Raw genomic sequence first — 24,919 nt, 5'->3', positions numbered from 1 at the left:
TTTATTCATTCCTTCCTGTTAAATGATCTAGTATTTTAGTTAATACATTATCTAAACAGTAATCTACATTCTCATTCAGCTTTTTCAACTCATTTTTATAGCTGCTGGAAAGAAGCACTTTCGATACCACTCGTTGCATCACTTCCTCATTCATATAAGCTGGTACTACATATTCACCTATTCCTAGCTTTTTGACTTGTCTTGCATTAAATTCTCTTTCGGATATGGTTGGAATAATGATTGAAGGAGTTTCATATTTCAGTGAAGCCATACAACTGCCATGACCACCATGATGTATGAACAGTTTCTTGTCTTTGATCATTGAAGGATTAAACCACCTGACAATCTTTATATTATTAGTTAACAAGTTCGTTATTTCTTTAGGAAGTGTTTCATCCTTAGCAATGGATACTAAAACCTTATAGTGACTTTGGGTGAGCGTAAGCAAAGAATGGTATAAAACAAATAGTCCTGAGTTTCCTGCCCCATCCTTTAATCTCCCTGGATAAATCATAATATCAGGATGAAACTCTGATTGTGGCAGGACCTCTTCCTCAATTAAAAAATCATTAACTAGAGGGCCAGTATAGAGCACATTATCAGCATGTATAGGGTCAAAACTTGGTAAACTAGGAATAAGATCCAGCTCCCCTCGATTTAACTCTTCCAAACAACTAATATGATCCAAACCCAATTTACTTAATACTTTATTTACTACATGTACAATGTCAGGCAAGTTTTCAGGTTTATTTTCCCACCACCTTATTCTTAAGCCTTCTGGATGAAAACAGGATTGATTTATTGTGATATGCGGGATATCTAGGTATTTAGCAGCAATGGCTGTCTGAAGGCTTAAATCAGAAAATACGATGTTCGGTTGATATTCTTGTAACAACTTTATTCTTTCCATAATCAAGGTTTCAACAAAATGTTCATCCATAAATCCAAACCTTGCATAATACGTATTTAAATCATAAAACAATGGAGTAGGCAAAAAAGTATATTTTTTCACAGGAGGGGGGATATGATCCCAATCACTTAAAACATGATAACCAAGGTTCAATATAAATTTTTCTTCATTTGAACCATAAGTATTAAAGCTGATCTCATATCCTTTTTTTTTAAAAAATTCAGCAATGGGTACGGCTCGAACAATAGGACCTAAGCCACCGCTTAACCCCCAAAAAATTTTTTTCATTATCTCACCTCTCTTCACTTCTTTGCTTTTACTTCAAGTTATTCGTCCAAATATTTTTATGGGCACTATAAATATCATGATTACTTATCACGTAAGCAGATAGCCAATGTTGATTAATTTGAGTTTTAGGGCTTAAATTAACTTGAAATTTGACTTCTTTCACTTGATTTGGTTTACATTTGACTTGCTGTATTTGATCAAACACCTCCACCCCCTCACCTTTTCCATATACAAATTCTAACCCTGTTAAATATGTGCAGGAATGAGGCATATGATTTATGATTTGAACCAATACGGTATGTATAGAGTGAACAGATAAGGACTCTTCAGAAATGATTTTCACTGATATAGAGCTATTTTTAGGGAGGTCATTCACAATGCCACATACAGGACACATAATCACATTTCTTTCAAACTGATAATCGACCTTGCCTGTTCCACGAATAAGTATACTTGGCTCTTTACAATACGGACATGGAGTTGAAGTCTTGTAATCACTTATCAAATCAATATTATTCCAGTAAGATTCTGTAAAACCGAACCTTTGCTTTTTTGTTACTTTCAAGAGATGTTCAAGTAATAATTCCTCACATCTTTCAATAAGTTCTTTCATCTTATGGAGGGTTATTTCTTGCTTTTCTTTATAGAAAAAACAAAAAGCAGCAGCTTGTGATACATTTGAGAAATTTTTTTTCAAGGATTTTATTTCATTTAGAAGAGATTTACATTTTAAAATGTTAATATTAAAGTTGTTTAAATTTTCAAATAATTGGATGGGTTGATCTATCGATGTTATGTTTAGTGGCGATTTTAATTGTAATTCTATCATTTTCAAAGGATATAGTGAATAAATATAAATATAAACCTTATTTTTTAAGTAAATAATGTTGTAATAAACCTCTTGTTTTTGATTATATACAAATACATCTAGCTCTTTATTAATTAACGCCTTTTTTATACGTTCGTTTGTGATCTCAATAGAAAGGAAACACGTTTCTTCACATGCAAAAATGTTATCATCCAATGAAGTTAACTCTACATATTCCCTTACATTTTCATCCTGCTCTTTAAATGTTAATGTAGGATCTCCATACAAAAATAGCTGCGGGAAATCGTGGTGATTAATCAGCGCACTTTTATTTAATAGACTTGTAATTTTCCCTAAACTTTCACCACTGGATAGTAAATAATGAAACAATATGTTTTCATATGATTGACCATTTTTAATAAAAGGGGAGGCTATTAATGCTGAAGTTTTACCCTTTAAAAAAGAAGCACTTAAGAGGTAATTTTGATCAAAGTTACCTTCCCCAATCCTAAATCCTAAACACGTATTTAAAAACACAACATCTGCCTCTACTTCCGTTGCTTTAATTAATAACTCCTCTGAATAAAAACATTCTCCAAAATGAGCACAATGTGGAAGTTTATGATGTTCAAATTCACCTAGGGATGTATCTAGATGTTTGCCGCATAACAATGAATCGTTGAGTAAAACCTCATTATCTCTACCATGACTGATCATATTAAAAGTTTTTAATGGATTACTAACTAACTCTTTCAATTCATTATTATTCAAAGTTTGAGATGAAAATGTTTGCAAATGAGCTGACTTTGGGAATTCTCCTTTGCTTGTATTTAAGATTAATACATTTTGAGTGCTGTTGCTATTAAAACACTTTAAACTTTTGTCCAATTGGTGCACTAACTCTTCACTATTTTTAGGTACAAAAAATCCAAAATCAATGTCAAAGTAGTGTTGATATAAAACCTTTTGTACTATCAATAAATGTTTGTTTTGAATTGTGGGATACATGCCTAGCAAAGTGATTGAATTTATGTTTTTCCTTTCTATTAGAGAAGTGATTTTTTTTTCTAATAATGCTGGAGAGACAACCTCCACCACTTTATTCGTATACAAACCATAATATAAACTATAGGCTAACATTTTATAATCATCTGTGACGGTTAAGAGAATATCCTTGCTTTTATGCTCTTTCAACTGATATGATTTCCAGAACTTTTCAACTTCAACCTCTTTTATTTGTGCCATTTTCCTCAAGTCCGTTTGAAACAAAGAAGGTATCGTATTCATTGTATTCCTCCTTTAACGTATTTTATTTTTGTGTAAACGATTCTAGTTTTTCCATACATAACCTTGTAATTTGATTTATCGTTTGAAAGTTTTCTGGCAGAAGCTCTTCATCATCAAATAAAATATGAAACTTTTCTTCAAGATCAATGATTAATTCAATCATTCCAATGGAATCAAATCCATACTCAGCTAGGTGATCGGTATCTTCAATTTTCTCCTTTGTTTTTAATATTTTTATAATATTATTTTTTACTATAATAGAAACTTCAGCTTCACTTAAACCGTATTCAGATTTAGATTGTTCCATTTTTACCACCGCTCCCATTAATATATTATGTGTTCAAAAAGTTCAGTTTCGATCCCTAATAATAAGAAATTAATAGGACGATCCATAGGGGATTTTTGAACAACTTCTTATATTTTTAAGTTTACCTATATGTATTATTTAATGACTCAGTTTTTCTAGACAAACTACCAGCTAATTTTGTTATTTTATACTCCTGAATATATTCATTATTTTAAAAGTGGGATCGATTTTTTTACATTTATCATTAAAATGTTTAATATTATCTCGATAGGATGAAAAATTTGACATGATTTTGTTATATTGTTCTAAAATTTTTATTTGTGAACATTCAGAAGGCTCAACAATTTCACCTAAACCATCTCTATCAACAAAGTTAGTAAAATATCGACTATCCCATCCTTGCGGCACGGAGATTTGTGGTATTTTGTTTTTAATACTGTTAAAAAACGAACCATAACTTCCTTGGTTCAGTACTAACTTGCAATTTAAATAGGGCATCACTTGATGTTTTTTACAATCAACGAATAACACGTTTTTTTGTTTCACCTTGATCTTTTGCATCATAGACGATGTGCAACGTATGATGAGGTTTTCTTTATCGTGCAACGAACGGATACATTCTTCAATAAAATGAACAGTTTGGATTAAAAATTGAGGATTATCATAAGTTAATGTCTCAATCAACACATGATGATGAAATTTGGTCTTTTTAAAATATTGCTTGCTGTTTTTATATAACTGTGGACCGATAAAGAAAAAATGACTGGGTGTGTTTACTTGATTGATATTGTTCGCTGGGATCATGTGCAAATAAGGGGAAACGCCAACATATGAAATGTTTGATCTGTAGCTGCGTGGGAGTGGTGTTAATTGATATTTTTTTCTTAATTGATTTAAATATCTCTGCATAAAGAGAATAATCGTTTCGTTCTCTTCAGGCTCATTTTCCTGTTTTGCTTCTAAAGTAAAGCTAGCCGGTTCAACACTAAACCATGGGATTTGCTTTATTTCACATGCGTAGGAGGCACCAGACAGACTAGAATCCAATAACACAACATCTATATGATGATGTTCAATCACACTTAACATTTCTATTAAATGTTGTTCTTCTTGCTGAAATTCATTTTTAATTTCGTGAGCTAACGATTGGAATGAAGCGTTATCTTCAAAAGACATTTCTTTACATTTGCTTTCTATAAAATTCCAATGCTCCATAATGGGTATATCTTTAAAGCCAGGTACGTTTAAAACAAATATTTCCACTCCTTGTTTAGCAAGTGTTTGACCTATATTATACAAAACTAAAATATGTTCTAAAATAGGTTTTGACGTCATCAAAATCCTCATGGTTCATTCCTCACCTCCCTACCTATTTATTTTGGTCAAGTACTGATGCTTACGTTTTCCTTCATCGTACTTCATCTTTGTGGATAGCTTGGATGATAAAATCAACTGCTTTAGGATGGTCATGAAAATAGTGAACGTCAGGAAGTTTAATGATATATATTTCAGGTAGATTTTGATTTAACATTTTAATACTTTCTTCATCTTTCTCACCAATAACAACCTTTGTATTATTATATAATTGTTTTAGTTCGTTGACAAAATTTAACTCATCTATTTCACTTAAAAACTTATAACTGCACTTTTGACCGTGTAAATATAACATATAAGAACCTAATCTAGAAAAAAAACCGACTTGCTCCATGTTAAAATCACTAAATGTATAATAATCCATTCCAGGGCATAACTTTTGGGTGTCCATGCTGCCTTTTCTTTCTAATTCATTTAAAATGTGTTTGGGAAAAATTTTTTTTATTTTATTTATTTTTTGTATAGGCGGATGGATGAACAGGAGTTCGATTTTTATTTTATTGTTGAGCAATTTGAATACTTCATTTGCAATTACACATCCCAAACCATTGGCAATGAATTGTACTTTCGTCACCTCTGGAATGAGTTCTTCGTCTAATACTTGCATGACACTGTCAATCATAGTAGATAAGCTAACTTCTCCTAGTTCTCCCATGCTGTCTCCATGACCAAAATAATCAAATTGAATAAATTTATAATTTGTTAAAAGGGGAGTTAGCACCTTACGAATCGTTGAAAATAAATAGTTTTTTTCACTCATTGCTTGTCCATATCCTGGAAAAAATAAGCTGATGACCTTTGGATTACGATCATTTTGAGAAACGACACCATAAATCTTCTTATCAACCCCATACTTCTTCTGAGTTGTGATCATCTTAACTTACCTCCTCTTTAAATTGTTTTATTATCCAATGATATGTTTTCTCCATCAATATGTTTTCAAGTGGAACAGAAGTAAATAAATGTCCCGCTTTTTTTACAAAATGAATATCTGCTGTTTCAATAAACGTTTGATAATTCTGCAACTTAGACCATGTATATCCTGCGATTGGATCATCATCACTATATATTTGCAATAGATTACCACTAAAATGATCAACTTCTTTTTCTAACTGAAAATTTTGATAATCCTGAAAATAATTCATGCCTAACCAAAGACCAATCCACGGTTTCATGATCGTTTTAAACTGAGGATGAAGTATAAACTTATTTTCTGTTGATATTTGTTTCTCATCGTCGACAATATCCCAGATGATCGGACTCCACATAATAACTTTATTCACGTCGCTATGATTAGCGGTTTTAAGTGCAATTCTTGCACCATCACTAAACCCTAATAAAATAACATTTTCTGCTTGAACTACATTTTCCTCTTGTAGAAATTTCAGCGCCTGTTGAACGTTTGAAACCTTTGTTGTATTCGTCATTTCATGATATAAACCATCACTTACACCAATGCCATAATAATCAAATCTAAAAAATCCTATTCCTCTATCACATAAATATCTAGCAAATTTTACAGCGAGTCTATGAACTTCATATCTTTCCCCATTCATACCTGGACAATATATAACGATAGGAGTACGTTTATTATGATAATGGTCAGGGAGGTGCAAAACGCCCAATATATTTCCGTTATCTTGAAAGGTAACAAGTTTTTCCATATTCATTTTATCGCCTCCTTCATATACGACAATAGTTTTTCTTCTAATTGAATGCAGGTTTGTAAATACTGTTTCATTTTATCGTTATAGTTGTTTACTTTAGAAACACCCCATTTCAGAACATACCCAGCTACAATTCCCCAAGCTTGCGTTAATTGAACTAAAATATTCCCTAACGATTCCGTTTGATATTGTTCTGGAAGCAGACCATTTTTCCAAGCCAAAAATAAAATTTCCCTTGGTTTTCGAAAAAAATAAACGACATAATCCAATTCTTTTTGCGATGGATAATCACTATAGTTCTTCCCAAAATGATCAAAAAACCAATGCAAATTATTCATTCCATACGACTTCATATTGGATATTGATTGTAGTACAATTTCATGAAATTCCTCTTCCCAACTTACAGTTGGATTTGTCATTTCCACGTATGAAATGCTTTTTAGAGAGGTTGGATTCATTAAATCATGTATTAATTTTTTAGGAACAGCTCCTTTATTATAAGTAAAATATGTTGCAATCCCAGAATCATCTAACAGATCATAAGATTGATCATCGTGATCAAAAATCATGGACCAGTGAGGAATTGAAATATCGTCATAATAACTTGAAAATTGTGCATAGGAAGAATCGAATTCAATTAAACAATGTCCAACCTTTTCCATCAACTCTTCAATTAGTGAAGGATCATAACTATGGTGACGTTTATAAAGTTTAATACCTCTATTAAAACCACTCGGTTCATTTTTTATTTTTTTGCCATCCAACTCACAGTTTAAGGGAATAATAAATACTTCGATTAAACTAGTTCTACCTTTTTGTTGCAGCCATTCATTTACACATAACTGTAAACAGTTTAGATGTTTATGAGAAATACCTAATTTAGAAGGCAACTTCCAATTGACTTCCTTTGTGTGTAAAAATCGACTCAATCTTAACACCACCAAACTAAACGTTTTCTTTTTCCAGTTTTATTTTTAGGAATTTCTTTTACAAATTTCACTCTATCAGGCCAAAACCTTTGAGGCACATTTCTTAACTTTAAATATTGAAACAAATCTATGACTTTAAAATCTACCGATTTTGAAACAAGCAAACAAATAATCTCTTGTCCTAATTTATTGCTGTTTATGCCATACACAAAAGAATCTTTGATGTTGTTATTGCTGTTTATAATTTCTTCAAGCGTATGTGCATGCAGGTTCACCCCTGCCCGGATTAATAAATCATCTTTACGCCCCATGATGGTTATGGAACCATCGTCTTCCAGGATCGCGATATCTTTCGTTCTTAACCAACCCTCGTGTTTCACTTCATTTGTTTTATCCTCATTGTTCCAATAACCCTTCATTATGTTTGGCCCTTGAATATATAGTTCGTTTTCTTTGATTTTTAATTGAATGTTTTCTAATGGCCTTCCTACGTTGTTATAGTTTTCTTTTGATACATTTAAATTGATACACACTCTAGGACTTGCTTCCGTCAGACCATAAGCATTGATGATTTGTGACTCATCAAAATAATTTGATATTTCTTCAATTTGTTTATATTTTGGTATTTCACCACTGAGCACAATATTTTTTATAGGTAATTTCTCTGTTTTTTTTATTTTTGTGAGCTGATACATGATCGTCGGGGTAGAAAATATCGTGTCTAACTCTTTCTGTTTCACATCCTGTAAAAAAGAACTGGGAGTGAAATTTTTTTGCCTAAAATACATAGATTTGTTTAAGATTAAGCCCGTAAATACTTCTGCTATGATCGCTGACGCATGGTATAAAGGTCTGCTAATATAAAAGCGTTCTGAATCTATCTGATTTAAGATCTTTGCATTGGCAATCACATTGTACATAATATTGTCATAAGTTAACTTTACTGCTTTCGCTTTTCCTAAAGAACCTGATGTACAAAGAATTAAAGCGATATCATTTAAAATTTGTCTTTTATGGTTCACTTCCACATTGCTTAAACATCCACGTTCATCAACATGACTTTGAGAAATTAACGTGTAAGAAGCATAATCTTCTGGAAGTTCTTTGAAATCAAATGGCAAAACCGTGATCCTGCATTTAAAAAATGCAAGTAAAATAGGAACTAACTTCCATCCAAGATTCGTATCCAAAATAACTAAAGTATCGTGATGAATTTTATTTTGTTTAATTATGTTGATGTTGTTTTCAACTAAATTTTCAAGCTCCTTGTAAGTGACCTTTGGATTTATGGACCACAGGCAAGTTCTGGAGTTAACAAAGATGGAGTTAACAAAGTTATCTACCATTGCTTTCATATCATTCATCATCCTTCATCTGAATTAAAAACTTAGTACATGTGAAGAAGCTTGATTGTGATTCCATGCTGGCAACTTGCCTGAAACTTTTTGTTCAAATTGCTGCAAACTTAAACTGCCAAGGAAAAATTGCTTAAAATATTTTATTTCTTCTTTGGGATGGAGTCTATATAAAATTTCTAAACTCTCTTCTATTGATTTTTTATAAAATCCAGTCGGTCTTTTATGTGCCAAATGGTAATTTATCGCTGACTTGTTATATACAAACTGATAGTTTCGTTTAAAAGCTCGATATCCCAACTCAAAATGTTCAAATCCCCATTTTAAAAACGCCTCTTCAAACATCCCAACTTGTTCCAAAAGCGTTCTTCTAAACGACAAGTTCCCGCTAAAAGTACTGACCCATGGGATACTGGAAATTGACATGCCAGCTTCGTCATAACATTGATAAACCATTTTACAGTAGCTAGGTATTTTATATAACTTTGCATTCATAACACATGACTTTATAACATCCCTGTTATGTTGAATGTTTGAGAAATACAATTCACGTATGTGACCAACTGAAATGAGGTCATTATTGTTACGATGGAGTATATCATGTGCCTGAATAAAATGGGGATCTGGAATTCTATCTGCATCATTAAGCACAACAACATTTCCTCGTGAGATTTTTAAACCCATATTTCTAGCGCTTGCTCTACCGACATTTTCAGTTCTGATATAGATGAGGTTCTCTATTTTCCCCTCCCATTTTTTAATGAAAGGGGTGATGTCATCCTCAGAACCATCATCAACAATGATAATTTCAAATTGAATTTGACTCGTTGTTTGTACACAAAATCCTTCTAAACATAAGTCTAAAGCATGCGGTTGATTATACACAGGAATAATAACAGAAACATCCATATGTTTAACCTATATACTTGGAAAAGATGATTTCTAGAAACTGTTCAATCGACTCTTCCAAGTTAAAATTTAATATTTCATCAGGTATTTCTTTTCCAGTTCGATTTTCGAGATGAATTAAAAATTCGGCAAATTTAAGAGAATCAAACCCTAAATCTATAAAACGATTTGAAAGAATGATTTCTTCTTTTGGCAAAACGCCACACCCTTCATCACTAAGTAAATCTACGACGATCATTTGAAATTGTCCCATAATATACCTCCGATTGATAAGTCATTACTTTTCGATCCTCTATGACTGCATACGATTTAATCAACTGGTCTAGAAGTTGAACATGAATGGTTACGATATTCCCTGCAGGAATGATGTCTAAAAATCGAACGTTTACATTTTTTATCATAAATTCACTTCTTTGTTTTCCTATGATGTACTCCACTCCTTGAATAATCGCTTCTGTAAGCAATAGTCCAGGAAATATACTCAAATCTTCAAAGTGGCCTATTAATAAAAAATCCCCGTTTGACACAAATTTCTCAAAAATAATTTCTTTTTCATTTAATGTAATACATTTATCAATTTGATTTATCGGTTTTTTAATGTGGTGGTTATAGTTTTTCTTATTCATGATGTTCACCAACAATAATGGCTCCTAAGGTTAAGTCCCCTTCATTTAAAATGACTTCCACATTTTTATACCCTGTTTCTTTAAAAGCCTTTTCCCACTTCAATTTGGTTTGAAAACCATTGATAAAAAATTTCCCATTTTGATAAATTTTGTACCCAGGAAGTAAATTAAAGATAAATTCCTGATGTAAGTATGAATGGTTTAAATCTCTAATGCATTCTGATAAAATCACTTTTCCACCTGGATTTAAGCATTTTTTTATCCTAACTAGTGCAGCTTGAATATCAAAAGAACAATGAAGGCCATTAATCGAAACAATATAATCATATTTTTCTCCATTCAGCTGAGTAAAAAGATCTTTATCAAAATTTACAACAGATGATTCTATATGGGGGAACTCTCTACTTAAATGTCTGACAATCATAGGGCTTACATCCGATGCAGTATAATGAATCTTGTTATTGTTTAGATTATTTAATATACATCTTGTTCCAGATCCATAACCTGCTCCTAGCTCCAATATACTTTGGCCATCTTCCATTATCGGGTTCAGGTATAAAGCCAGCCACTGATTATGAACATAATACAAATCGCTCGGGTGTTGAAAATAATCCCTCCAGATCTGTTCACCCTGAGCCCCAAATAATAAATGAATTGGAGAATTTTTTCCTGATAGAATGTATGCCCAATGATCAGCAACGAAATCTATCATTTTTAACGAATGTTTGATATTTGTTTCTATATTTATATCTATCCATGTCTCCAATTTTTTTTCTGTTCTGCTATAATAGTCAGCATCTTTTACATCCTGAACAACATACAGCTCCTGTACTAAAAAATTTAGCGCAAAATCTAATGAAGGAATAAATGCTTCTGTACACTTTAATTTATCAATTATCTCAAGTCGTTGATGGGCAACAGCAGCACGTAAAAACAATCCATGTAGATTGAATACTTCTAATATTTTCTCAGCGGTGTAACGACTAGCATATTGATATGCAGTAAAATATTTCTCTGTAAATAAATTAGTAGAAATCGCCATATTCCTTTCTCCTAACGAATTGATTTGGCAACGCATAATTCTCCCTTACAAATTACCTTCTTTTCTACTGAGGCTACCCCATATAAAACAGCTTGACTATCAACGATTCTAATAGGGGAAATTTCATATTTGACTTTTTCTAAATGCCAGGGCAAATCTTGAAAGCTTTCCATTTTGATCGAACCCAACAGCGGAACCTCATTCTCTCGCAAAGGTTTTGTCTCCAAAGTAATAAAAATAACAGCTAGTTGAGCTAAACCTTCTGTTATAAAAGAAGCTGGGAAGGTTTGAATATGATCTTTTATGATCGATGTTGCTTGTGAAATATAATACGTTCCTCGAATATATTCCCTTTGTTTATAAGCTGTAATATGATCTATAAAGCGGAATGGCCATTTCTGGGGCAACATATTAAAAAGTTCCATCTTCCGTAACATCCTCAACAATATCTATTGGTTTTTCAATGATCGTTAAAAAAGTAACACCATCCTGCGTTTCTACTATATGTTTTTCATTTTTGCCTGCAGTTAAAAAATCTCCAGGACCAAGAATATCATCTCCAACCTTCATGGTTCCTTCAATAACATAAGCATATTCTCTACCTGGATGATCATGATATGGGATAAACCCTCCAGGACCAAACCTGACAATAAAAGCCTGTGTCTCTTTTTCTTCGTCTGTTTCAGAATATAACATTTGATACTCTGAATTATGAAACATACCTTCTATCCAATCTCGATCTTCTTTTTTAATGACAATATGATCTTGTTTCATTTTCATTACCCCTTTCCTGCTACAATAACGATTCTAGAACTTCGTATGTGGAAATCGTCTAATTTCAAACTTCCATATAGCTTCTGTACTTTAAATCCAATCGTTTCTAGTATGGTTATTAATTCATGGGCTGAGTATATCCTTACATCAAGAATGGAGCTTTCTTGATTGTTATCTTTATTCCAACTGATCACTTCACGCCATCTACTGTTCATCGGATTGAACTTCCTTTTTGACCAAACGATCTGATCACCCATTTCATTCCATGCATTTTCCCTATATTCATTTAGCATAAAATCTCTATTCTCCGTATCAATTAATAACTTTCCACCTTGGTTTAACATGTCATATATTTTTTTCATTGTAGTTTTATCTTCATGTTCATCAACATAACCAAAAGCTGTGCCAATACTTAAAATGGCATCGAATTTCTGCTCGCTATCCAAATCTTTAATCTGGTTTTCAATCCAAGTAATCGGTAAATTCCCAGCATTTTTTCTAGCGATGTTTAGTGAATAGTTTGAGCCATCAAAACCTGTTAAATGATAACCTTTTTGAGCAAGTGGGATTGTAATTCTTCCGTTTCCACATCCCAAATCTAAAATGTTAGAATCAGTTTGCAAATTTAAAATATTTTCTATGTTTTCTACTTCAACTTGTGTTCTATCTTCTGTAAGGATATATTGAGAAAATTTTTGATAGGCTGAGCCAAAAAAGTGTTTCCATTCATTATTTTTACTCATAGATTTTAATCTCCTAACCTATTAATAATATGCTTGATTTTAGCGCATCAATCATATAATCCATATCACTCTTTGAAATATTTAATGGTGGATATAAACTAATGACGTTATGGGAAAACGTTGCTAAAATCCCTGATTTTTTAATATTGCTTTTGATGGTGTTAAATCTCTCAACATCTTCCTCTGAATCTATGTTCAGTTCTATTCCAATCATGAGACCCTTGCCTCGAATTTCCCTAACGATGTCTTCCTTATTCAGTCCTTCTCTTAGTTCATTCATGATATATTCCCCTGCTTCTTTCGCTCTGAATGGAAGATTTTCTGTTTCAAAAATTTCCAAAACTTTGATAGCGATCGAACAACCGACAGGATGTCCACTTAAAGTTGTGCCATGTGGAAACCCCGAACCTTTCTCAATCAAATGGTCCGTAATTTGAGAAGAAAACAAAGTGGCCCCCAAGGGAAAATATCCAGCGGTTAATCCTTTAGAAATTGTGATAATATCAGGGTCTAACATGAGTGAGGAGCTGGTTAGCCATTCACCTGTTCTACCAATCCCTGTAGTGATTTCATCTGCAATAACAAGAATGTTGTATCTCCTCGTAATTTGCCTCACCAATTGAAAATATAAATCTGGAAATACACGAATGCCATTCACACTCTGTACTGGCTCTATTACAAAAGCTGCAACGGTATCTGGTCCCGCTTTTAAAATAGTTTGTTCTAATTCATATGCAGCTTGTTTCGCATGACGATCATCTAACTCTTCTTCTTTTTCACGAAAATCTTCAGGTGAAGGGCTGCTTATACATCCTTGTAACAGGTCACCAAAAACACCCTCAAACCCTAAGTTTGTAATCGAAAGTGCTCCCATGCTTGACCCATGATAACCACCATTCACACTGATAAACTTTTGTTTATTTGGCATATCATTTTCAATAAAATATTGTCTTGTTGCTTTTAAAGCTGATTCCATTGCACCTGTCCCATCATTTGAGTAAAACACAGAACTAAATTTCGGTGCTAAATTCAATAATTTTTCAGCTAATTTATTTGCAATCCAGTGTCCCTGATTCACCATAATGGAAGCTGAAAGCCTGTTATACTGTTCAAAAATAGCTTTTAAGATCACTGCATTCGATTGATCTAATGAGTAGGCTGCATTGGATAAATTTAAAAAGGCTTGATCATTTTTGTTTAGTACCCAATGCCTTTCACCTTTATAAGCCATAAAGAATTGATTATTGACCTCTTCCTCCGTTAAATTGCTTTTTTTAGGCATATTCGTAAAAGGATGAATCACATAATATCTACTCATTATGTTCCCCCTTCATAGGCAGGTTGTTGTTCTCTTTAATATGAAGCGTTTGATTCGATTTAATATCTTTCAAAGATTGGATTCTTCCACTAGGCCATTTTATTATTATTTCATCAATTTTTTTCCGTTCTCCAATTCCAAAATGTATTCTTGGGTCACTTTGCCCACCAAATCCATTCCCACCATCTTTTTCAATCAGTGTTGTTTTATCTCCCGACACGATAGTTACCCTTGCACCAATAGCGTCTCTATTACTAGGATAAACACCTTGTAAACTAAGTTTTATCCAATTGTTTCCTTCTATTTGATTTTTATAAACTCTGGCCTTCCCTCCTTGGTTTGCAAAAACCAAGTCCAACTCACCAGAATTATCAAGGTCTACGACAGATACTCCTCTTCCATCTTCAGTGAAATCAATTCCCGCTTGTAATGCAACATTTTCAAATCCGTTATTTGACTGCATAAGATTCAGAAATAAAAATTTATTTTCGTTTCCTGATAGATCTTTTTTACCAATAGCCGGCCAATTTTTAGTATCTTCAACAATACTCTCTGGTGTTGTAGCAAGTGTTCCTAAATCAAACCAGTAATTATCTTTACTTTTTCCTGTAATAAATCCATTCGTGACGATTAAACTGAACTCACCACTATTATTTGTATCGAAGAATTTAGCTCCCCATGAAAAACCAGCAAAATTCAACCCTAATTTTTTTGCGATATTCTCGTATTGTCCTTCATCATTTGGATACCAAAAGTCATTCCCTTCAATAATATAAGTAGGTTTACTTACATTACTCACATAAATACCAAGTTCTCCTTTATGGAAAATATCTACAAAATCAGCATTCATGCCTTTATGCGTATCTAACCCAATGCCATTACGTTGAATGATTTTTTTAAATTTCTTTCCGTTTTCATTTATATAAAGTACATCAGGACCAAAATCATTTGCATTATATATATCAGGGTAACCGTCGTGATTGACATCAGCTGAGCCTGTAGCAAGTGTCCAACCCGTATCATTGAGATTTATTTGTTCTGCTATTTCAGTAAAAGTACCGTCTCCATTATTTTTATATAACTGATTAAAACCGCCGTTTCTAGCATTTTCAAAATCATCATGCATAATTTTTGTTGTTTTTAGATTCCATAAGTTATTCTCACTTCTAAAATAGTTGCCCACATAAATATCTAAAAAACCATCTTTGTTATAGTCTAAAGTGATTGCTTTCGCAGCATAGGAGAATTGATTAACACCAGCTTCTTCAGAAACTTCTGTAAATGTCCCGTCTCCATTATTTTTGAAGAGCTTGCTTTGACCCCAAAATCCAACATACAAGTCAGACGTTCCATTATTGTCGTAGTCTAAGAATAAAGCCGTTGCAGATATTCCTTCTTGATTGATATCCGATAGAATCGAGTCAACCTTGGTGAATGTACCATCCCCATTGTTTTGGAACAAAACATTTAAACTGCCTTTTTTGGAATTTGTAAAATAAAGATCCATATATCCATCATTGTTGTAATCCCCTGTCGCAACTGATGCACCTGTTGAAGCTAACCAAGGCATAATGTTGTTCACCTTTTCATCAAAAACAGGGATTTCATGATCAAACTCAACATTGGCTACCTCTGTTACCTCTTTAAAATTAAAATTTAAGTCCACTTTTTCTCCTGCACCGAAAGTGTTACAACCTGCTAAAATTAAAATACCGGAACATAATAAATATAAAATGTTACGAACCTTCATAAAATTTACCTCCTCTTTTCTCTACACACTCTCTTACAAAATCAATCCATAAGTAATAAAATTCACCTTGATTGATTTCATCGTTCTCGTTTAATTCTTGCTTTACAGAATCAACGATATCCAGTAAGGCGGTTACTTCTCTTCTTTGATTCACATTTAATGCCAACATCATATTTTTAAATAATTGGGGATTTTGCAACCTCCTTGCTTCAAAACCAAATCCCATTCCTTGCAAAAAAGCTGCCTTTAATAACTTGGGAATTTTATTTGTTACCATGAAAACTTGATCCATTCGATCAAAAAAGCTATATGCAGCAGCTAACCCTAACCCTGATGCACAATCTTTATGATATTTTTTAGGTAAAGCTGCCAAACTGTCCAAAGCAAGCACTAAATCAAATTGTTTTAAAAACCATAAACATCGTCCAATTCCTTGATATAATACTCTTTGCTCTCTTTCTTTCAATACTTGAAAACTAGCAATAAAATGGTTGTCTTGATGATAACGCTCTAAGGCTGCAGAAAATCCAATGCCATCATAAATCACTGGAGCTAAACGAGGGTCTAAGTGATTGATCCATTTTTGATATCTTGCTGGGTTAAAAACATAAACCTTGTATAACCACCACCCTAAACCAACATAATATTGGTATATATTTGTAGGATCCACTTTTTTAACATGCCTTTCAAAATATTTTTTTTGACCTGTAACCGTCAATTTCGCAGCGATTGCCATACTATAACCTTCATATGCAAATCCAAGATAATAAGGCTCAACCTTTTTCATCATTTTTTGTTTCACATGTTTTGGTGTGGTGATCCACTGCAAACCTAATTTAAATCCATAAAGAAAACTAGACAGAATTTTCTGAAAAAAGAGATTGTAAAAATCATTCTTTTTTCTATCAATATATCGATGAAACGTCCTAGCATATATTATTTTTAAAATCAAAAATTTGAGAAACACGAAACCAAGGATAAGAAGTACAACATATAAAACGAACATCATTTAAACCTTTAACTTTCCTAGAAGATCATTTATACAAGTAAGATCTGCTAATTCCTGTTCAGTAATTACAATAGATAGCTCTCTTTCAATATGGACGGCTAATTCAAGTGCCATCAGAGAATCTATCCCTAAGTCAGGGAAAGGTGTATCAAAATCTCGATCAGATACCTCCCTTTCAATCAGGTCACTTATAAATTCTATAACCACATCTTTATACATAATTCATTCTCCTTTTCTATAAGTACGTGTTCTATCTATAACAAGCCACCATCTGGTATGATCACTTTCCCAGTGATATATGAGGAAGCTTGAGATAATAAAAACATCACAGTTGCAGATACTTCACAAGGTTTTCCTAGTCTTTGCAAGGGTATCTCTTGTGTTATATTGATGCCTTCTTCTTTCATCAGTTCCTTGGTCATATCCGTTTCGATATAACCTGGGGCAACACAATTTACCCTAACCCCTAAAGACGCTAATTCTTTGCTTAATGATTTAGTGAAACCTATGATACCTGCTTTAGCAGCTGAATAATTAGTTTGACCCATGGTACCCGCTAAGCCAGATACGGAAGATACATTCACAACACACCCTTTGGCTAATGCTAATTTTCGAACGAATTGTTTTGAAAGTAAAAAGGCAGACATGAGGTTCACATTCATTACATCTTTCCAATCTTCTTCGCTTAATAAAAAAATCGGTTTATCGATTTTCATGCCTGCATTGTTCACCAAAAAGTCCAAATTAGGAACTTTTTCTAAAGATTCTGTTAATTTTGTGATTTCATCTGTTTTTCTAAAGTCTACTTGAATACCTTGGATTGTTGGAGAAGAATGGATTGATAATTCCCTAATGATTGATTGAGCAGCTTCTTTTTGTGAAGAATAGGTAAATATCACATTTGCACCTGATTTCACTAGATCTTGAACAATTTGTTTGCCTATTCCTCTTGTTCCACCCGTAACCAATGCAGTTTTATGTTTGAAATTAAATTGAACATCACTCATTGTTGCCCCCACCTTTTTAAATTTTTGAAAATAGTGAAGCAGAATGAAACCCTCCATATGCAGATACAGTTTTCATGACATGATGAAGATCTTTATATTCAAACTTTGTTGCAATTGTAGGAAGTGGTATTTTATGGTCTACCTCACCATAATTTAAAATTGGCGGTATCGTATTTGCTATAAGTGATTGAATCAATAATACCGTTTCACTTAAAGAGCTGGCTCCTAATGAATGACCGATATAAGGTTTAAATGCCGTAATTAGCGGCATCGCTTTTTCTTGAAAACACTTTGCTATTTGGTTTGCTTCATATTTATCCCATAGCGGGCTGCCTGTTGCGTGCGGGACTAGTAAATCCAATTGATGAATGTTTAAATCCCCCATGATTTTTTTTATGATGTTGGAATAAGTATGTTTTGATACATCAGGCAAAGTCATTTTCCAATGGTCTTGTTGCAGTACTGCACCCTGATAACAGCATTTAACAGGTGCATTTCTGGCAGCAGCATGATTGCTTGATTCCAACACAATGCCTGAAGCGCTATCACCTAACACTGTGCCATCCCTGTTTTTATCAAAAGGACGAATCACCCCTGATTCAGAGCAAAATCCTCTTTGTTGTAACCAAAGATATTCTGTAAAATGCGCATAATCTGAAGAAACGATGAGTACAACATCGCTTTGTTTGCTTTTGATAAGCAAATTCCCTAACTCCAATGCATAGGTTCCTGAAGCACAAGCATTATTCACTATAAATGTTGATCCACTTATATTTAAAATTTTTGCCAAATAAAAGAGATGAGGAAATGACTGTAAATTATAAAATTGCTGCTGATGGAGTGCAAATTTTTCCCTCACATTTCTAGCTTTATTTATATAATCGTCATCCATAAACATTCGATCGATTAAACTCACAACTCCTGGATTTTCATGGGCAACAATAAGTGATACTTTGGAATTTGGATTCACTTGTAACTTCGCATTTTTTAGTGCTAAGATGGAAGATAAAACTAGAAGTCTAAAATCCAAATCATCAATTAAATGATTTTCAACCATAACATCGATCTGTTTTTTCGAAAGCCAGTTACTTAAATCAAATTTTTCAATTTCATACACTGGATATTGAATGCTTTCACTATCTCTTAATGTTTTTATTCTTTGGGTGATCTTTTGCCTTTTTTCCAATATCGACTGCCACACTTCCTCAATACCAATTCCTCCAGCACTTAATATGCTTGTCCCAGTTACAAGGTTATCTTGCAATATCATCACCATCCTCACAAACAAAACAATTCGCATCAGAACTCTTTTTTAAGTAAATGTGTGTTTTTTGTTTTAATAAATATAGGAGTTCCAAAATTGCAAAAGATGAGTTTAGTTTATTTTCTGCCTTTATATCGATCAACTTCGGGTTTTTATCCATAATGATTGTATTCTTAGATGGATGTGTCGAAAGAAGTAAAGAAGCAATTGATTCTTTTTGGACATGCCTAGATATTAATCCATGAAATAACTGAGGAGGTTGTAGATTCAATTCGCATATCACGACATTTTCCACTAATTGTTTCTGCAGCAAATCCAAACTAAATTCCAGTGCTTTTAGACCAGAAAACTTGCCTTGTGAAATGGTAATGTTTGGTCCAGTGATATTAAACATGATAGATGCATAACCACTTATGGAATTAATGACTGTATTAGGAAAAATAGCTGGATTAAGCTTGTCTGCACCAAACTTTTCAACATCATTATATAACTCTACGATGGGATTTAAATTTGAGAAAGTACTAGCGATGATAACAGCCGTTTGATTACATTTTTGTTTTGGAATAGGTGTCCCACTGTTTTCAAGAACTTGTTCAATTGCATAACAAGCTAACTTTGTTTCTCTGGGTAATCTTTTAAAACCTGTAAATCCTAAACGTTTTCCAACTAAATCAACGTTTATATCCACTTTTTGTTTTTCTTCTTTAAAGTAATCCTCAAGCCTATTGCCTGGTAGTTTTTCTAAACCTATGCTGTTAGGGGTTAGTACGCTGCTTCCTTTAATAAAAGTGTCAAACATTACTAACACTCCTTCTAGTTAAATACAATCGATATGGAATCATAAATAAAATCGTACTGATAAACAACGCATAAAACGGAGCATTTGGAATCCGCTGTATTCTTAAAATTCCATCAATAATCGCAATGAATATCGCGAATAAAATCCTTCCTTTTCTTGTATTTGGTGTTGTTTTTGGATCAGTCATCATAAAAAAGGTGAATAATTGCATCGATGCTCCTAACAATGGTCCTAAGGCGGCTAATAACGGGGCACCAAAAACAAAGGATCTTACGAAAGCGATCATAGTAAATGTAGATAAAAAGGCAATAACAGTGTCTAACCTCTTAGCAAAGTAGGCAACAACAAAACCTAAGAGCAGAATGATCGTCATCACTTCAAAGCCGTTTGACCATTGTTTTGGAGTAGTCACTGCAAATTGAGGCAAGGTGAATATAACGATAACTACACCAATATTGTTCGGGTTAAATAGATGCCCTCCCTTATATCGTAAAATATACTTTATACATATAGATAAAAATGCAGTCAGCACATATGGCCAGAGTAAGTAGGAATTAATTAAAAGGCTGACGCCTAATGCAGTAATAAAAGCACTTTTAGGAATAATCCATTTTTTTAATATGATCCTTGCTAAAGCGAGTTCCGTAGTGACTGTAGTCAGAATGGATACAAAGATCGCATCTACTCCTTGATTAAAATTCAAGTATGTTTGTCCAGCTACAACAAAAGAAAGTAAAAAAACCAAAATTAAATTCCTTGGATCAATTTTATAATCTGTCCATGATGTAATAAGATCTAATTTTTTTTCCACCATTATGGCCTCCCAATTATAATTGAAGTATTAACTCCACCAAACGCATAAGCATTTGACATCATATGATCAACATGAGTTTTTACCGGAGAATTTTTGATCACATTTAATTTTATTTCAGGGTCCTGATTTTTCAAATGAATGTTAGGGGGTAAAGTATTCGTGTTGATAGCCTGCACACATAATGCAGCCTCAATGGCACTTGCTCCGCCTAACGTATGTCCAATTTGACCTTTTATAGAACTTACATATGGATTCGTATGGTTAAAAACTGCTTTAATTGCCTTTGCTTCCATCAGATCATTTGCCGCGGTTCCCGTGCCATGCGCACTCACATATTGGATATCCTCCACACTAATTCCAGCCATCTTTATCGCTGATTTCATTGCATTGTTCGCTCCAAGACCATTCGGATCTGGTTGTGTAATGTGATGAGCATCACTGCTTAGCCCGTAACCTAACAATTTAGCTCTTGGCAATTTGGTTCTTTTCATTAAATGACGTTCACTTTCAAGAATTAATACGCCAGCTCCTTCACCTAAAATTAATCCTTTACGTTCCTTATCAAATGGTGTGCATAAATCCGGACTCATAGCTTTTAAACTCCTGAAACCATGAATAGCGACCCAAGAAAGGACATCCACTCCTCCAGCGATCATCACGTCTGCATGTTGATAAAAAATTTCATCCATGGCTCGACTAATCGCAATATTCCCTGCTGCACAAGCATTTGTAATCGTCCATGAAGGTCCGTTTAAATTTAATAACTTATAGGATTGATTGGCTATCGTATCGGGACCACCTTGAAATTTTGCATGAAACGACTTGTTTAACAATCTTTCTTCTAAACAATCAATTTCCCCCATCGTTGTACCGATGGCTAATCCAATTTTGGCGTTGTCATTGATCTCTAACTCAGCGTCTTGTATTGCTTCTTCTGCAGTTTTCAGGAATAACTTTGTTGCATTTCCGATGTCATCCTTGTGGGAAAAATTACAATTAAGACCCCGAATATTTGGTATTTCACAAGCATTCAGCTCTAAATTTGGAAACTTGCTTATTTTTTTAGTTCCATGTTTACCAAGCAGTATTTTTTTCCATGTTTCCTCAACCGTAGTTCCAACAGATGTACATACACCAATTCCAGTAATATAAACATTCATACCCTCATCTCCACTACCCTATTTTTGATCCCAAAGGCCACTGATATCTGTTAACATTTTGTCAGGTCTTTGGAAAATATCGATTCCCCTTTCTTTTTTTACGATTGAATATGCACCCTCTTCACCTGACCCTACTCTTTCTTTTAGTCCAATATTATCTGGATATAAGTTATAACCATCCTGCCATACTTGAAATCCAGTACTAATTTCACCACCCTTAATCAATGCATCTCCATAAGCAATATAAATTTCCTGCCAGAGTGGATTTTCGTAGTTTTTATATTTTTTTGCGATGGATAAACAATAGGATAAATCCTGTTTTGCTTTATCAATTCTCTTTAAACCAAGGGGCCAGTATAAATTATTTAATCCTCTAGCATAATGAGCCAACCAGTGGTATTCATCATTTTCAATGATTTTATTTAATTCACGAATGGAAAGAGTTGACAGTTTCCCAAGAGAACCTGTCCCTAAGTTTAGTTCTTGTAGTTTGTCAATATAGGCTAAGGCGAGTTGTAAGAAGGCTTCTTTGGAGGTGTAATTCATTTCGTTTATATAGTCAATATACTTATTTATCTCACCATTGTTATTCATAACAATCCTTAACTCATTGAGATAAAAAAGATTTTCCTGATCTTCTTTCAAATGCTGTTTTAATTTTTCTACTACCAAATGATATTGTTTTTCATTATGTAGGTTTTGGCTTTCATTTGTTTCAATAACATATTTTCGATAAGAAGCTCGTTCATTTTCAAAATTTAAACTTAAATCATTCTTGGAAAGATCTGCATCAACATCTGGAAGTTCATATGGTTTTAAAAAATCGTAAACAGCATAACTAATGGTCAAAATTACAAATGCCACTAAGATCGTTACAATTTTTTTTTGCAAATTTTATCAGTCCTCATTTATTATTTTTTTGTATTGTGATGGATTAACACCCACTAACTTTTTGAAAGTTCTAGCAAAATGTGTCAAATCAGTATAACCTATTTCATAACAAACATCTGTCACTTGTAAATTACTTTCCAATAAGAATTTTGCCTTCTGAATTCTCTTCTCAGTAATGTATTTTTTAAATCCTTTTCCCATATATCTTCTAAAAAATCTTGAATAATGTGTGTGACTAACAAACATTGTATTTGCTACATCTTTGAGGGATAAGTCATTGCTGCACAAGTTTTCTTCGATGTAAACTAAAGACTCATAAAATAATGGGGAGTGAGGCTGTTCTTTTAAACTCATGCCTAAATCATTTACTAAATTGATATATTTTAACGTCTTAAGAAAAGAAACCATTTGAAGCTTTCCCACTCCCAACATACTAATGACGGGGACTGCTAGTTCTTCTAATTTAAAATGACTTGGAATTTTTTTGAATGGAGACATGAACACCAGTAGTTTATATTTTTCAGATAATAGTTTTTCTTTTATATTAATTAAACAACTTATAACTTCTACTTTAAAATCTTTTGAAAATTTTTCGAGCAAATTATTAGTATCATTCTGATAAATTAAAACTAGAATTTCATTCAAAACGTCTCCCTCCTCGATACTTTTTTGTTCCAAAATTCCTTACATTATGTTTCATTTAAATTGTAAAAATCATTGGTATTCAAATAAAAATATTCATGTTGTAAATATGGTAAATACAATGAACAGCTAAAATTAACTCTGGAAAAATACATGCTCCTTCACCTCCTTTCAAATGATTACCATTATTATCTCTTAGAGATATCCAACATGACTCAGCACAAATTGCCTAAAATCATGCATAAATTGTCAATTAAATGAAAATAAAAGATATTTTTGACAGAAGTGATGATGAAAAAAAAGCCAGTAGATCCTTTAGTTGATGAGAATCTACTGGCTTCTTAAAAGAACAAAATTTTAACTATCCAGTCATTATGCTAGTTTATTTATTTTGCAGAATACCCTCCGTCTACTGGTAATTCAATTCCTGTTATATAGGCAGACTCATCAGAAGCTAAAAATAATACACTTCTTGCGACGTCATCAGGTTTTCCAAATCGAGGTAAAGGAGTAAGATTCATAAACATTTTCATTATTTTTTTATTACTTATTAGATTTTCTAGCATTTGTGTTTGAATGAAACCAGGATGTACAGAATTAACTCTAATGTTTTGTTTGGCATAATCTATGGCTGCACCCTTTGTTAATATGCGTATTGCACCTTTTGAAGCGGAGTAAGAATTTCCTCCCAAACCTCCAGATAATCCAGTTATTGAAGAAATATTAATGATAGATCCTCCATTATTTTCCATCATATTTGGAATTACATGTTTCATTCCCAAGAAAGTCCCTGTAAGATTAACATCAACAGTTTTCTGCCATTGTTCTACACTATCATCGAGCAATGAAGCAGCATTTACTATTCCTGCATTATTTACTAATATATCTATTTTCCCAAATTGCTCAATCGTATCCTTTACAACTCGAATCCAGTCTTTTTCTGATGTGACATCGTGATAAAATCCAATAGCTTCTCCACCATTTGTGTTAACTTCTGAAACGATGTCTTTTACTTTATCTTCTAAAATATCAGTAACTACCACTTTTGCACCTTCTTCTGCAAAAAGAAATATTTCCGTTTTCCCCATTCCACTCGCAGAACCTGTAATAATAGCAACTTTGCCATCTAATCTCCCCATATTTTCTCAACCTTTCAATATCATATTTTGGTAAATTTTAATTCCACTGAAAAATCTTATCTTCCACAATAGAATTATTATCTCTTAGGGAGAGCTGACATGACTCA

At 33.1% G+C, this 24,919-nt stretch carries 27 protein-coding genes; all 27 read right to left on the bottom strand.

Features of this window, described 5'->3' with window-relative positions; translation table 11 throughout:
* Position 1: 1 nt before the first annotated feature.
* The 27 genes from EPK97_RS14535 to EPK97_RS14405 all read right to left on the bottom strand — a co-directional run bounded on the left by EPK97_RS14535 (position 2) and on the right by EPK97_RS14405 (position 24,812).
* Positions 2-1,198: a nucleotide disphospho-sugar-binding domain-containing protein gene (locus EPK97_RS14535; RefSeq protein ID WP_162037354.1), complete on the bottom strand. Its 1,197-nt coding sequence runs from the start codon at positions 1,196-1,198 to the stop codon at positions 2-4.
* A 28-nt stretch (positions 1,199-1,226) separates the two neighbouring features.
* Positions 1,227-3,293: a hypothetical protein gene (locus EPK97_RS14530; RefSeq protein ID WP_162037353.1), complete on the bottom strand. Its 2,067-nt coding sequence runs from the start codon at positions 3,291-3,293 to the stop codon at positions 1,227-1,229.
* Positions 3,294-3,315: 22 nt separating this feature from the next.
* Entirely contained in the window at positions 3,316-3,600 is a 285-nt protein-coding gene (locus tag EPK97_RS14525; RefSeq protein ID WP_162037352.1) for an acyl carrier protein, read from the bottom strand.
* Between the two features lie 180 nt (positions 3,601-3,780).
* Positions 3,781-4,947 (bottom strand): glycosyltransferase family protein, encoded by a 1,167-nt coding sequence (locus EPK97_RS14520; RefSeq protein ID WP_162037351.1) that lies wholly within the window; start codon positions 4,945-4,947, stop codon positions 3,781-3,783.
* Between the two features lie 61 nt (positions 4,948-5,008).
* Entirely contained in the window at positions 5,009-5,848 is an 840-nt protein-coding gene (locus EPK97_RS14515; protein WP_162037350.1) for an alpha/beta fold hydrolase, read from the bottom strand.
* Between the two features lies 1 nt (position 5,849).
* Positions 5,850-6,644, bottom strand: a complete 795-nt coding sequence (locus EPK97_RS14510; RefSeq protein WP_162037349.1) for an alpha/beta hydrolase — start codon at positions 6,642-6,644, stop codon at positions 5,850-5,852.
* Positions 6,641-7,570 carry a hypothetical protein gene (locus EPK97_RS14505; protein ID WP_162037348.1) on the bottom strand — a complete coding sequence of 310 codons (930 nt, stop codon included), beginning with the start codon at positions 7,568-7,570 and terminating at the stop codon, positions 6,641-6,643. The genes EPK97_RS14510 and EPK97_RS14505 overlap by 4 nt, the downstream gene beginning before the upstream one ends.
* 2 nt (positions 7,571-7,572) lie before the next feature.
* A complete protein-coding gene (locus EPK97_RS14500; RefSeq protein ID WP_162037347.1) occupies positions 7,573-8,925 on the bottom strand; it encodes a class I adenylate-forming enzyme family protein in 1,353 nt (450 codons plus the stop codon).
* Positions 8,926-8,949: 24 nt separating this feature from the next.
* The gene (locus tag EPK97_RS14495; protein WP_162037346.1) at positions 8,950-9,834 is read right to left on the bottom strand and encodes a glycosyltransferase family 2 protein; all 885 of its coding nucleotides are present in this window, start codon (positions 9,832-9,834) and stop codon (positions 8,950-8,952) included.
* Positions 9,835-9,838: 4 nt separating this feature from the next.
* A complete protein-coding gene (locus tag EPK97_RS14490) occupies positions 9,839-10,087 on the bottom strand; it encodes an acyl carrier protein (RefSeq protein ID WP_162037345.1) in 249 nt (82 codons plus the stop codon).
* The gene (locus EPK97_RS14485; RefSeq protein WP_162037344.1) at positions 10,050-10,460 is read right to left on the bottom strand and encodes a hotdog family protein; all 411 of its coding nucleotides are present in this window, start codon (positions 10,458-10,460) and stop codon (positions 10,050-10,052) included. The genes EPK97_RS14490 and EPK97_RS14485 overlap by 38 nt, the downstream gene beginning before the upstream one ends.
* A complete protein-coding gene (locus tag EPK97_RS14480) occupies positions 10,453-11,502 on the bottom strand; it encodes a class I SAM-dependent methyltransferase (protein WP_162037343.1) in 1,050 nt (349 codons plus the stop codon). Before EPK97_RS14480 ends, EPK97_RS14485 begins: the two co-directional genes overlap by 8 nt.
* An 11-nt stretch (positions 11,503-11,513) precedes the next feature.
* Positions 11,514-11,927: a hotdog family protein gene (locus tag EPK97_RS14475; protein WP_162037342.1), complete on the bottom strand. Its 414-nt coding sequence runs from the start codon at positions 11,925-11,927 to the stop codon at positions 11,514-11,516.
* The gene (locus tag EPK97_RS14470; protein WP_162037341.1) at positions 11,914-12,276 is read right to left on the bottom strand and encodes a cupin domain-containing protein; all 363 of its coding nucleotides are present in this window, start codon (positions 12,274-12,276) and stop codon (positions 11,914-11,916) included. Before EPK97_RS14470 ends, EPK97_RS14475 begins: the two co-directional genes overlap by 14 nt.
* 5 nt (positions 12,277-12,281) lie before the next feature.
* Positions 12,282-13,019: a class I SAM-dependent methyltransferase gene (locus tag EPK97_RS14465; RefSeq protein WP_162037340.1), complete on the bottom strand. Its 738-nt coding sequence runs from the start codon at positions 13,017-13,019 to the stop codon at positions 12,282-12,284.
* Between the two features lie 13 nt (positions 13,020-13,032).
* Entirely contained in the window at positions 13,033-14,337 is a 1,305-nt protein-coding gene (locus EPK97_RS14460; RefSeq protein WP_162037339.1) for an aminotransferase family protein, read from the bottom strand.
* Positions 14,330-16,087, bottom strand: a complete 1,758-nt coding sequence (locus EPK97_RS14455) for a CRTAC1 family protein (RefSeq protein ID WP_162037338.1) — start codon at positions 16,085-16,087, stop codon at positions 14,330-14,332. The genes EPK97_RS14460 and EPK97_RS14455 overlap by 8 nt, the downstream gene beginning before the upstream one ends.
* Positions 16,074-17,093 carry a DUF1702 family protein gene (locus EPK97_RS14450; RefSeq protein ID WP_162037337.1) on the bottom strand — a complete coding sequence of 340 codons (1,020 nt, stop codon included), beginning with the start codon at positions 17,091-17,093 and terminating at the stop codon, positions 16,074-16,076. Before EPK97_RS14450 ends, EPK97_RS14455 begins: the two co-directional genes overlap by 14 nt.
* A 3-nt stretch (positions 17,094-17,096) precedes the next feature.
* Positions 17,097-17,315, bottom strand: a complete 219-nt coding sequence (locus EPK97_RS14445; protein WP_162037336.1) for an acyl carrier protein — start codon at positions 17,313-17,315, stop codon at positions 17,097-17,099.
* A 35-nt stretch (positions 17,316-17,350) separates the two neighbouring features.
* Complete coding sequence (gene fabG / locus EPK97_RS14440; protein ID WP_162037335.1) at positions 17,351-18,103, bottom strand: 3-oxoacyl-ACP reductase FabG; 753 nt, start codon at positions 18,101-18,103, stop codon at positions 17,351-17,353.
* Positions 18,104-18,119: 16 nt separating this feature from the next.
* Entirely contained in the window at positions 18,120-19,373 is a 1,254-nt protein-coding gene (locus EPK97_RS14435) for a beta-ketoacyl synthase N-terminal-like domain-containing protein (protein WP_162037334.1), read from the bottom strand.
* The gene (locus tag EPK97_RS14430) at positions 19,357-20,166 is read right to left on the bottom strand and encodes a beta-ketoacyl synthase N-terminal-like domain-containing protein (RefSeq protein WP_162037333.1); all 810 of its coding nucleotides are present in this window, start codon (positions 20,164-20,166) and stop codon (positions 19,357-19,359) included. The genes EPK97_RS14435 and EPK97_RS14430 overlap by 17 nt, the downstream gene beginning before the upstream one ends.
* Positions 20,159-20,977, bottom strand: coding sequence for an RnfABCDGE type electron transport complex subunit D (locus tag EPK97_RS14425; RefSeq protein WP_338075713.1), 819 nt, complete (start codon positions 20,975-20,977; stop codon positions 20,159-20,161). The genes EPK97_RS14430 and EPK97_RS14425 overlap by 8 nt, the downstream gene beginning before the upstream one ends.
* Before the next feature lie 2 nt (positions 20,978-20,979).
* Positions 20,980-22,140: a beta-ketoacyl-[acyl-carrier-protein] synthase family protein gene (locus tag EPK97_RS14420; protein WP_162037331.1), complete on the bottom strand. Its 1,161-nt coding sequence runs from the start codon at positions 22,138-22,140 to the stop codon at positions 20,980-20,982.
* Positions 22,141-22,158: 18 nt separating this feature from the next.
* A complete protein-coding gene (locus EPK97_RS14415) occupies positions 22,159-23,031 on the bottom strand; it encodes a hypothetical protein (RefSeq protein WP_162037330.1) in 873 nt (290 codons plus the stop codon).
* A 6-nt stretch (positions 23,032-23,037) separates the two neighbouring features.
* Entirely contained in the window at positions 23,038-23,676 is a 639-nt protein-coding gene (locus EPK97_RS14410) for a helix-turn-helix transcriptional regulator (RefSeq protein ID WP_162037329.1), read from the bottom strand.
* A 383-nt stretch (positions 23,677-24,059) separates the two neighbouring features.
* Complete coding sequence (locus EPK97_RS14405) at positions 24,060-24,812, bottom strand: SDR family NAD(P)-dependent oxidoreductase (RefSeq protein WP_162037328.1); 753 nt, start codon at positions 24,810-24,812, stop codon at positions 24,060-24,062.
* Positions 24,813-24,919 lie beyond the last annotated feature (107 nt).

It is taken from the genome of Chengkuizengella sediminis (assembly GCF_010078385.1).
GTDB lineage: Bacteria > Bacillota > Bacilli > Paenibacillales > KCTC-33759 > Chengkuizengella > Chengkuizengella sediminis.
This window is presented reverse-complemented; position numbering and strand designations above follow the sequence as displayed.

Coding starts and splice junctions, on each gene's coding strand:
- EPK97_RS14535 (WP_162037354.1), bottom strand. CDS start 1,198: ATGAAAAAAATTTTTTGGGGGTTAAGCGGTGGCTTAGGTCCTATTGTT.
- EPK97_RS14530 (WP_162037353.1), bottom strand. CDS start 3,293: ATGAATACGATACCTTCTTTGTTTCAAACGGACTTGAGGAAAATGGCA.
- EPK97_RS14525 (WP_162037352.1), bottom strand. CDS start 3,600: ATGGAACAATCTAAATCTGAATACGGTTTAAGTGAAGCTGAAGTTTCT.
- EPK97_RS14520 (WP_162037351.1), bottom strand. CDS start 4,947: ATGAGGATTTTGATGACGTCAAAACCTATTTTAGAACATATTTTAGTT.
- EPK97_RS14515 (WP_162037350.1), bottom strand. CDS start 5,848: ATGATCACAACTCAGAAGAAGTATGGGGTTGATAAGAAGATTTATGGT.
- EPK97_RS14510 (WP_162037349.1), bottom strand. CDS start 6,644: ATGAATATGGAAAAACTTGTTACCTTTCAAGATAACGGAAATATATTG.
- EPK97_RS14500 (WP_162037347.1), bottom strand. CDS start 8,925: ATGAAAGCAATGGTAGATAACTTTGTTAACTCCATCTTTGTTAACTCC.
- EPK97_RS14495 (WP_162037346.1), bottom strand. CDS start 9,834: ATGGATGTTTCTGTTATTATTCCTGTGTATAATCAACCGCATGCTTTA.
- EPK97_RS14490 (WP_162037345.1), bottom strand. CDS start 10,087: ATGGGACAATTTCAAATGATCGTCGTAGATTTACTTAGTGATGAAGGG.
- EPK97_RS14485 (WP_162037344.1), bottom strand. CDS start 10,460: ATGAATAAGAAAAACTATAACCACCACATTAAAAAACCGATAAATCAA.
- EPK97_RS14480 (WP_162037343.1), bottom strand. CDS start 11,502: ATGGCGATTTCTACTAATTTATTTACAGAGAAATATTTTACTGCATAT.
- EPK97_RS14475 (WP_162037342.1), bottom strand. CDS start 11,927: ATGGAACTTTTTAATATGTTGCCCCAGAAATGGCCATTCCGCTTTATA.
- EPK97_RS14470 (WP_162037341.1), bottom strand. CDS start 12,276: ATGAAACAAGATCATATTGTCATTAAAAAAGAAGATCGAGATTGGATA.
- EPK97_RS14465 (WP_162037340.1), bottom strand. CDS start 13,019: ATGAGTAAAAATAATGAATGGAAACACTTTTTTGGCTCAGCCTATCAA.
- EPK97_RS14460 (WP_162037339.1), bottom strand. CDS start 14,337: ATGAGTAGATATTATGTGATTCATCCTTTTACGAATATGCCTAAAAAA.
- EPK97_RS14455 (WP_162037338.1), bottom strand. CDS start 16,087: ATGAAGGTTCGTAACATTTTATATTTATTATGTTCCGGTATTTTAATT.
- EPK97_RS14450 (WP_162037337.1), bottom strand. CDS start 17,093: ATGTTCGTTTTATATGTTGTACTTCTTATCCTTGGTTTCGTGTTTCTC.
- EPK97_RS14445 (WP_162037336.1), bottom strand. CDS start 17,315: ATGTATAAAGATGTGGTTATAGAATTTATAAGTGACCTGATTGAAAGG.
- fabG (WP_162037335.1), bottom strand. CDS start 18,103: ATGAGTGATGTTCAATTTAATTTCAAACATAAAACTGCATTGGTTACG.
- EPK97_RS14435 (WP_162037334.1), bottom strand. CDS start 19,373: ATGATATTGCAAGATAACCTTGTAACTGGGACAAGCATATTAAGTGCT.
- EPK97_RS14430 (WP_162037333.1), bottom strand. CDS start 20,166: ATGTTTGACACTTTTATTAAAGGAAGCAGCGTACTAACCCCTAACAGC.
- EPK97_RS14420 (WP_162037331.1), bottom strand. CDS start 22,140: ATGAATGTTTATATTACTGGAATTGGTGTATGTACATCTGTTGGAACT.
- EPK97_RS14405 (WP_162037328.1), bottom strand. CDS start 24,812: ATGGGGAGATTAGATGGCAAAGTTGCTATTATTACAGGTTCTGCGAGT.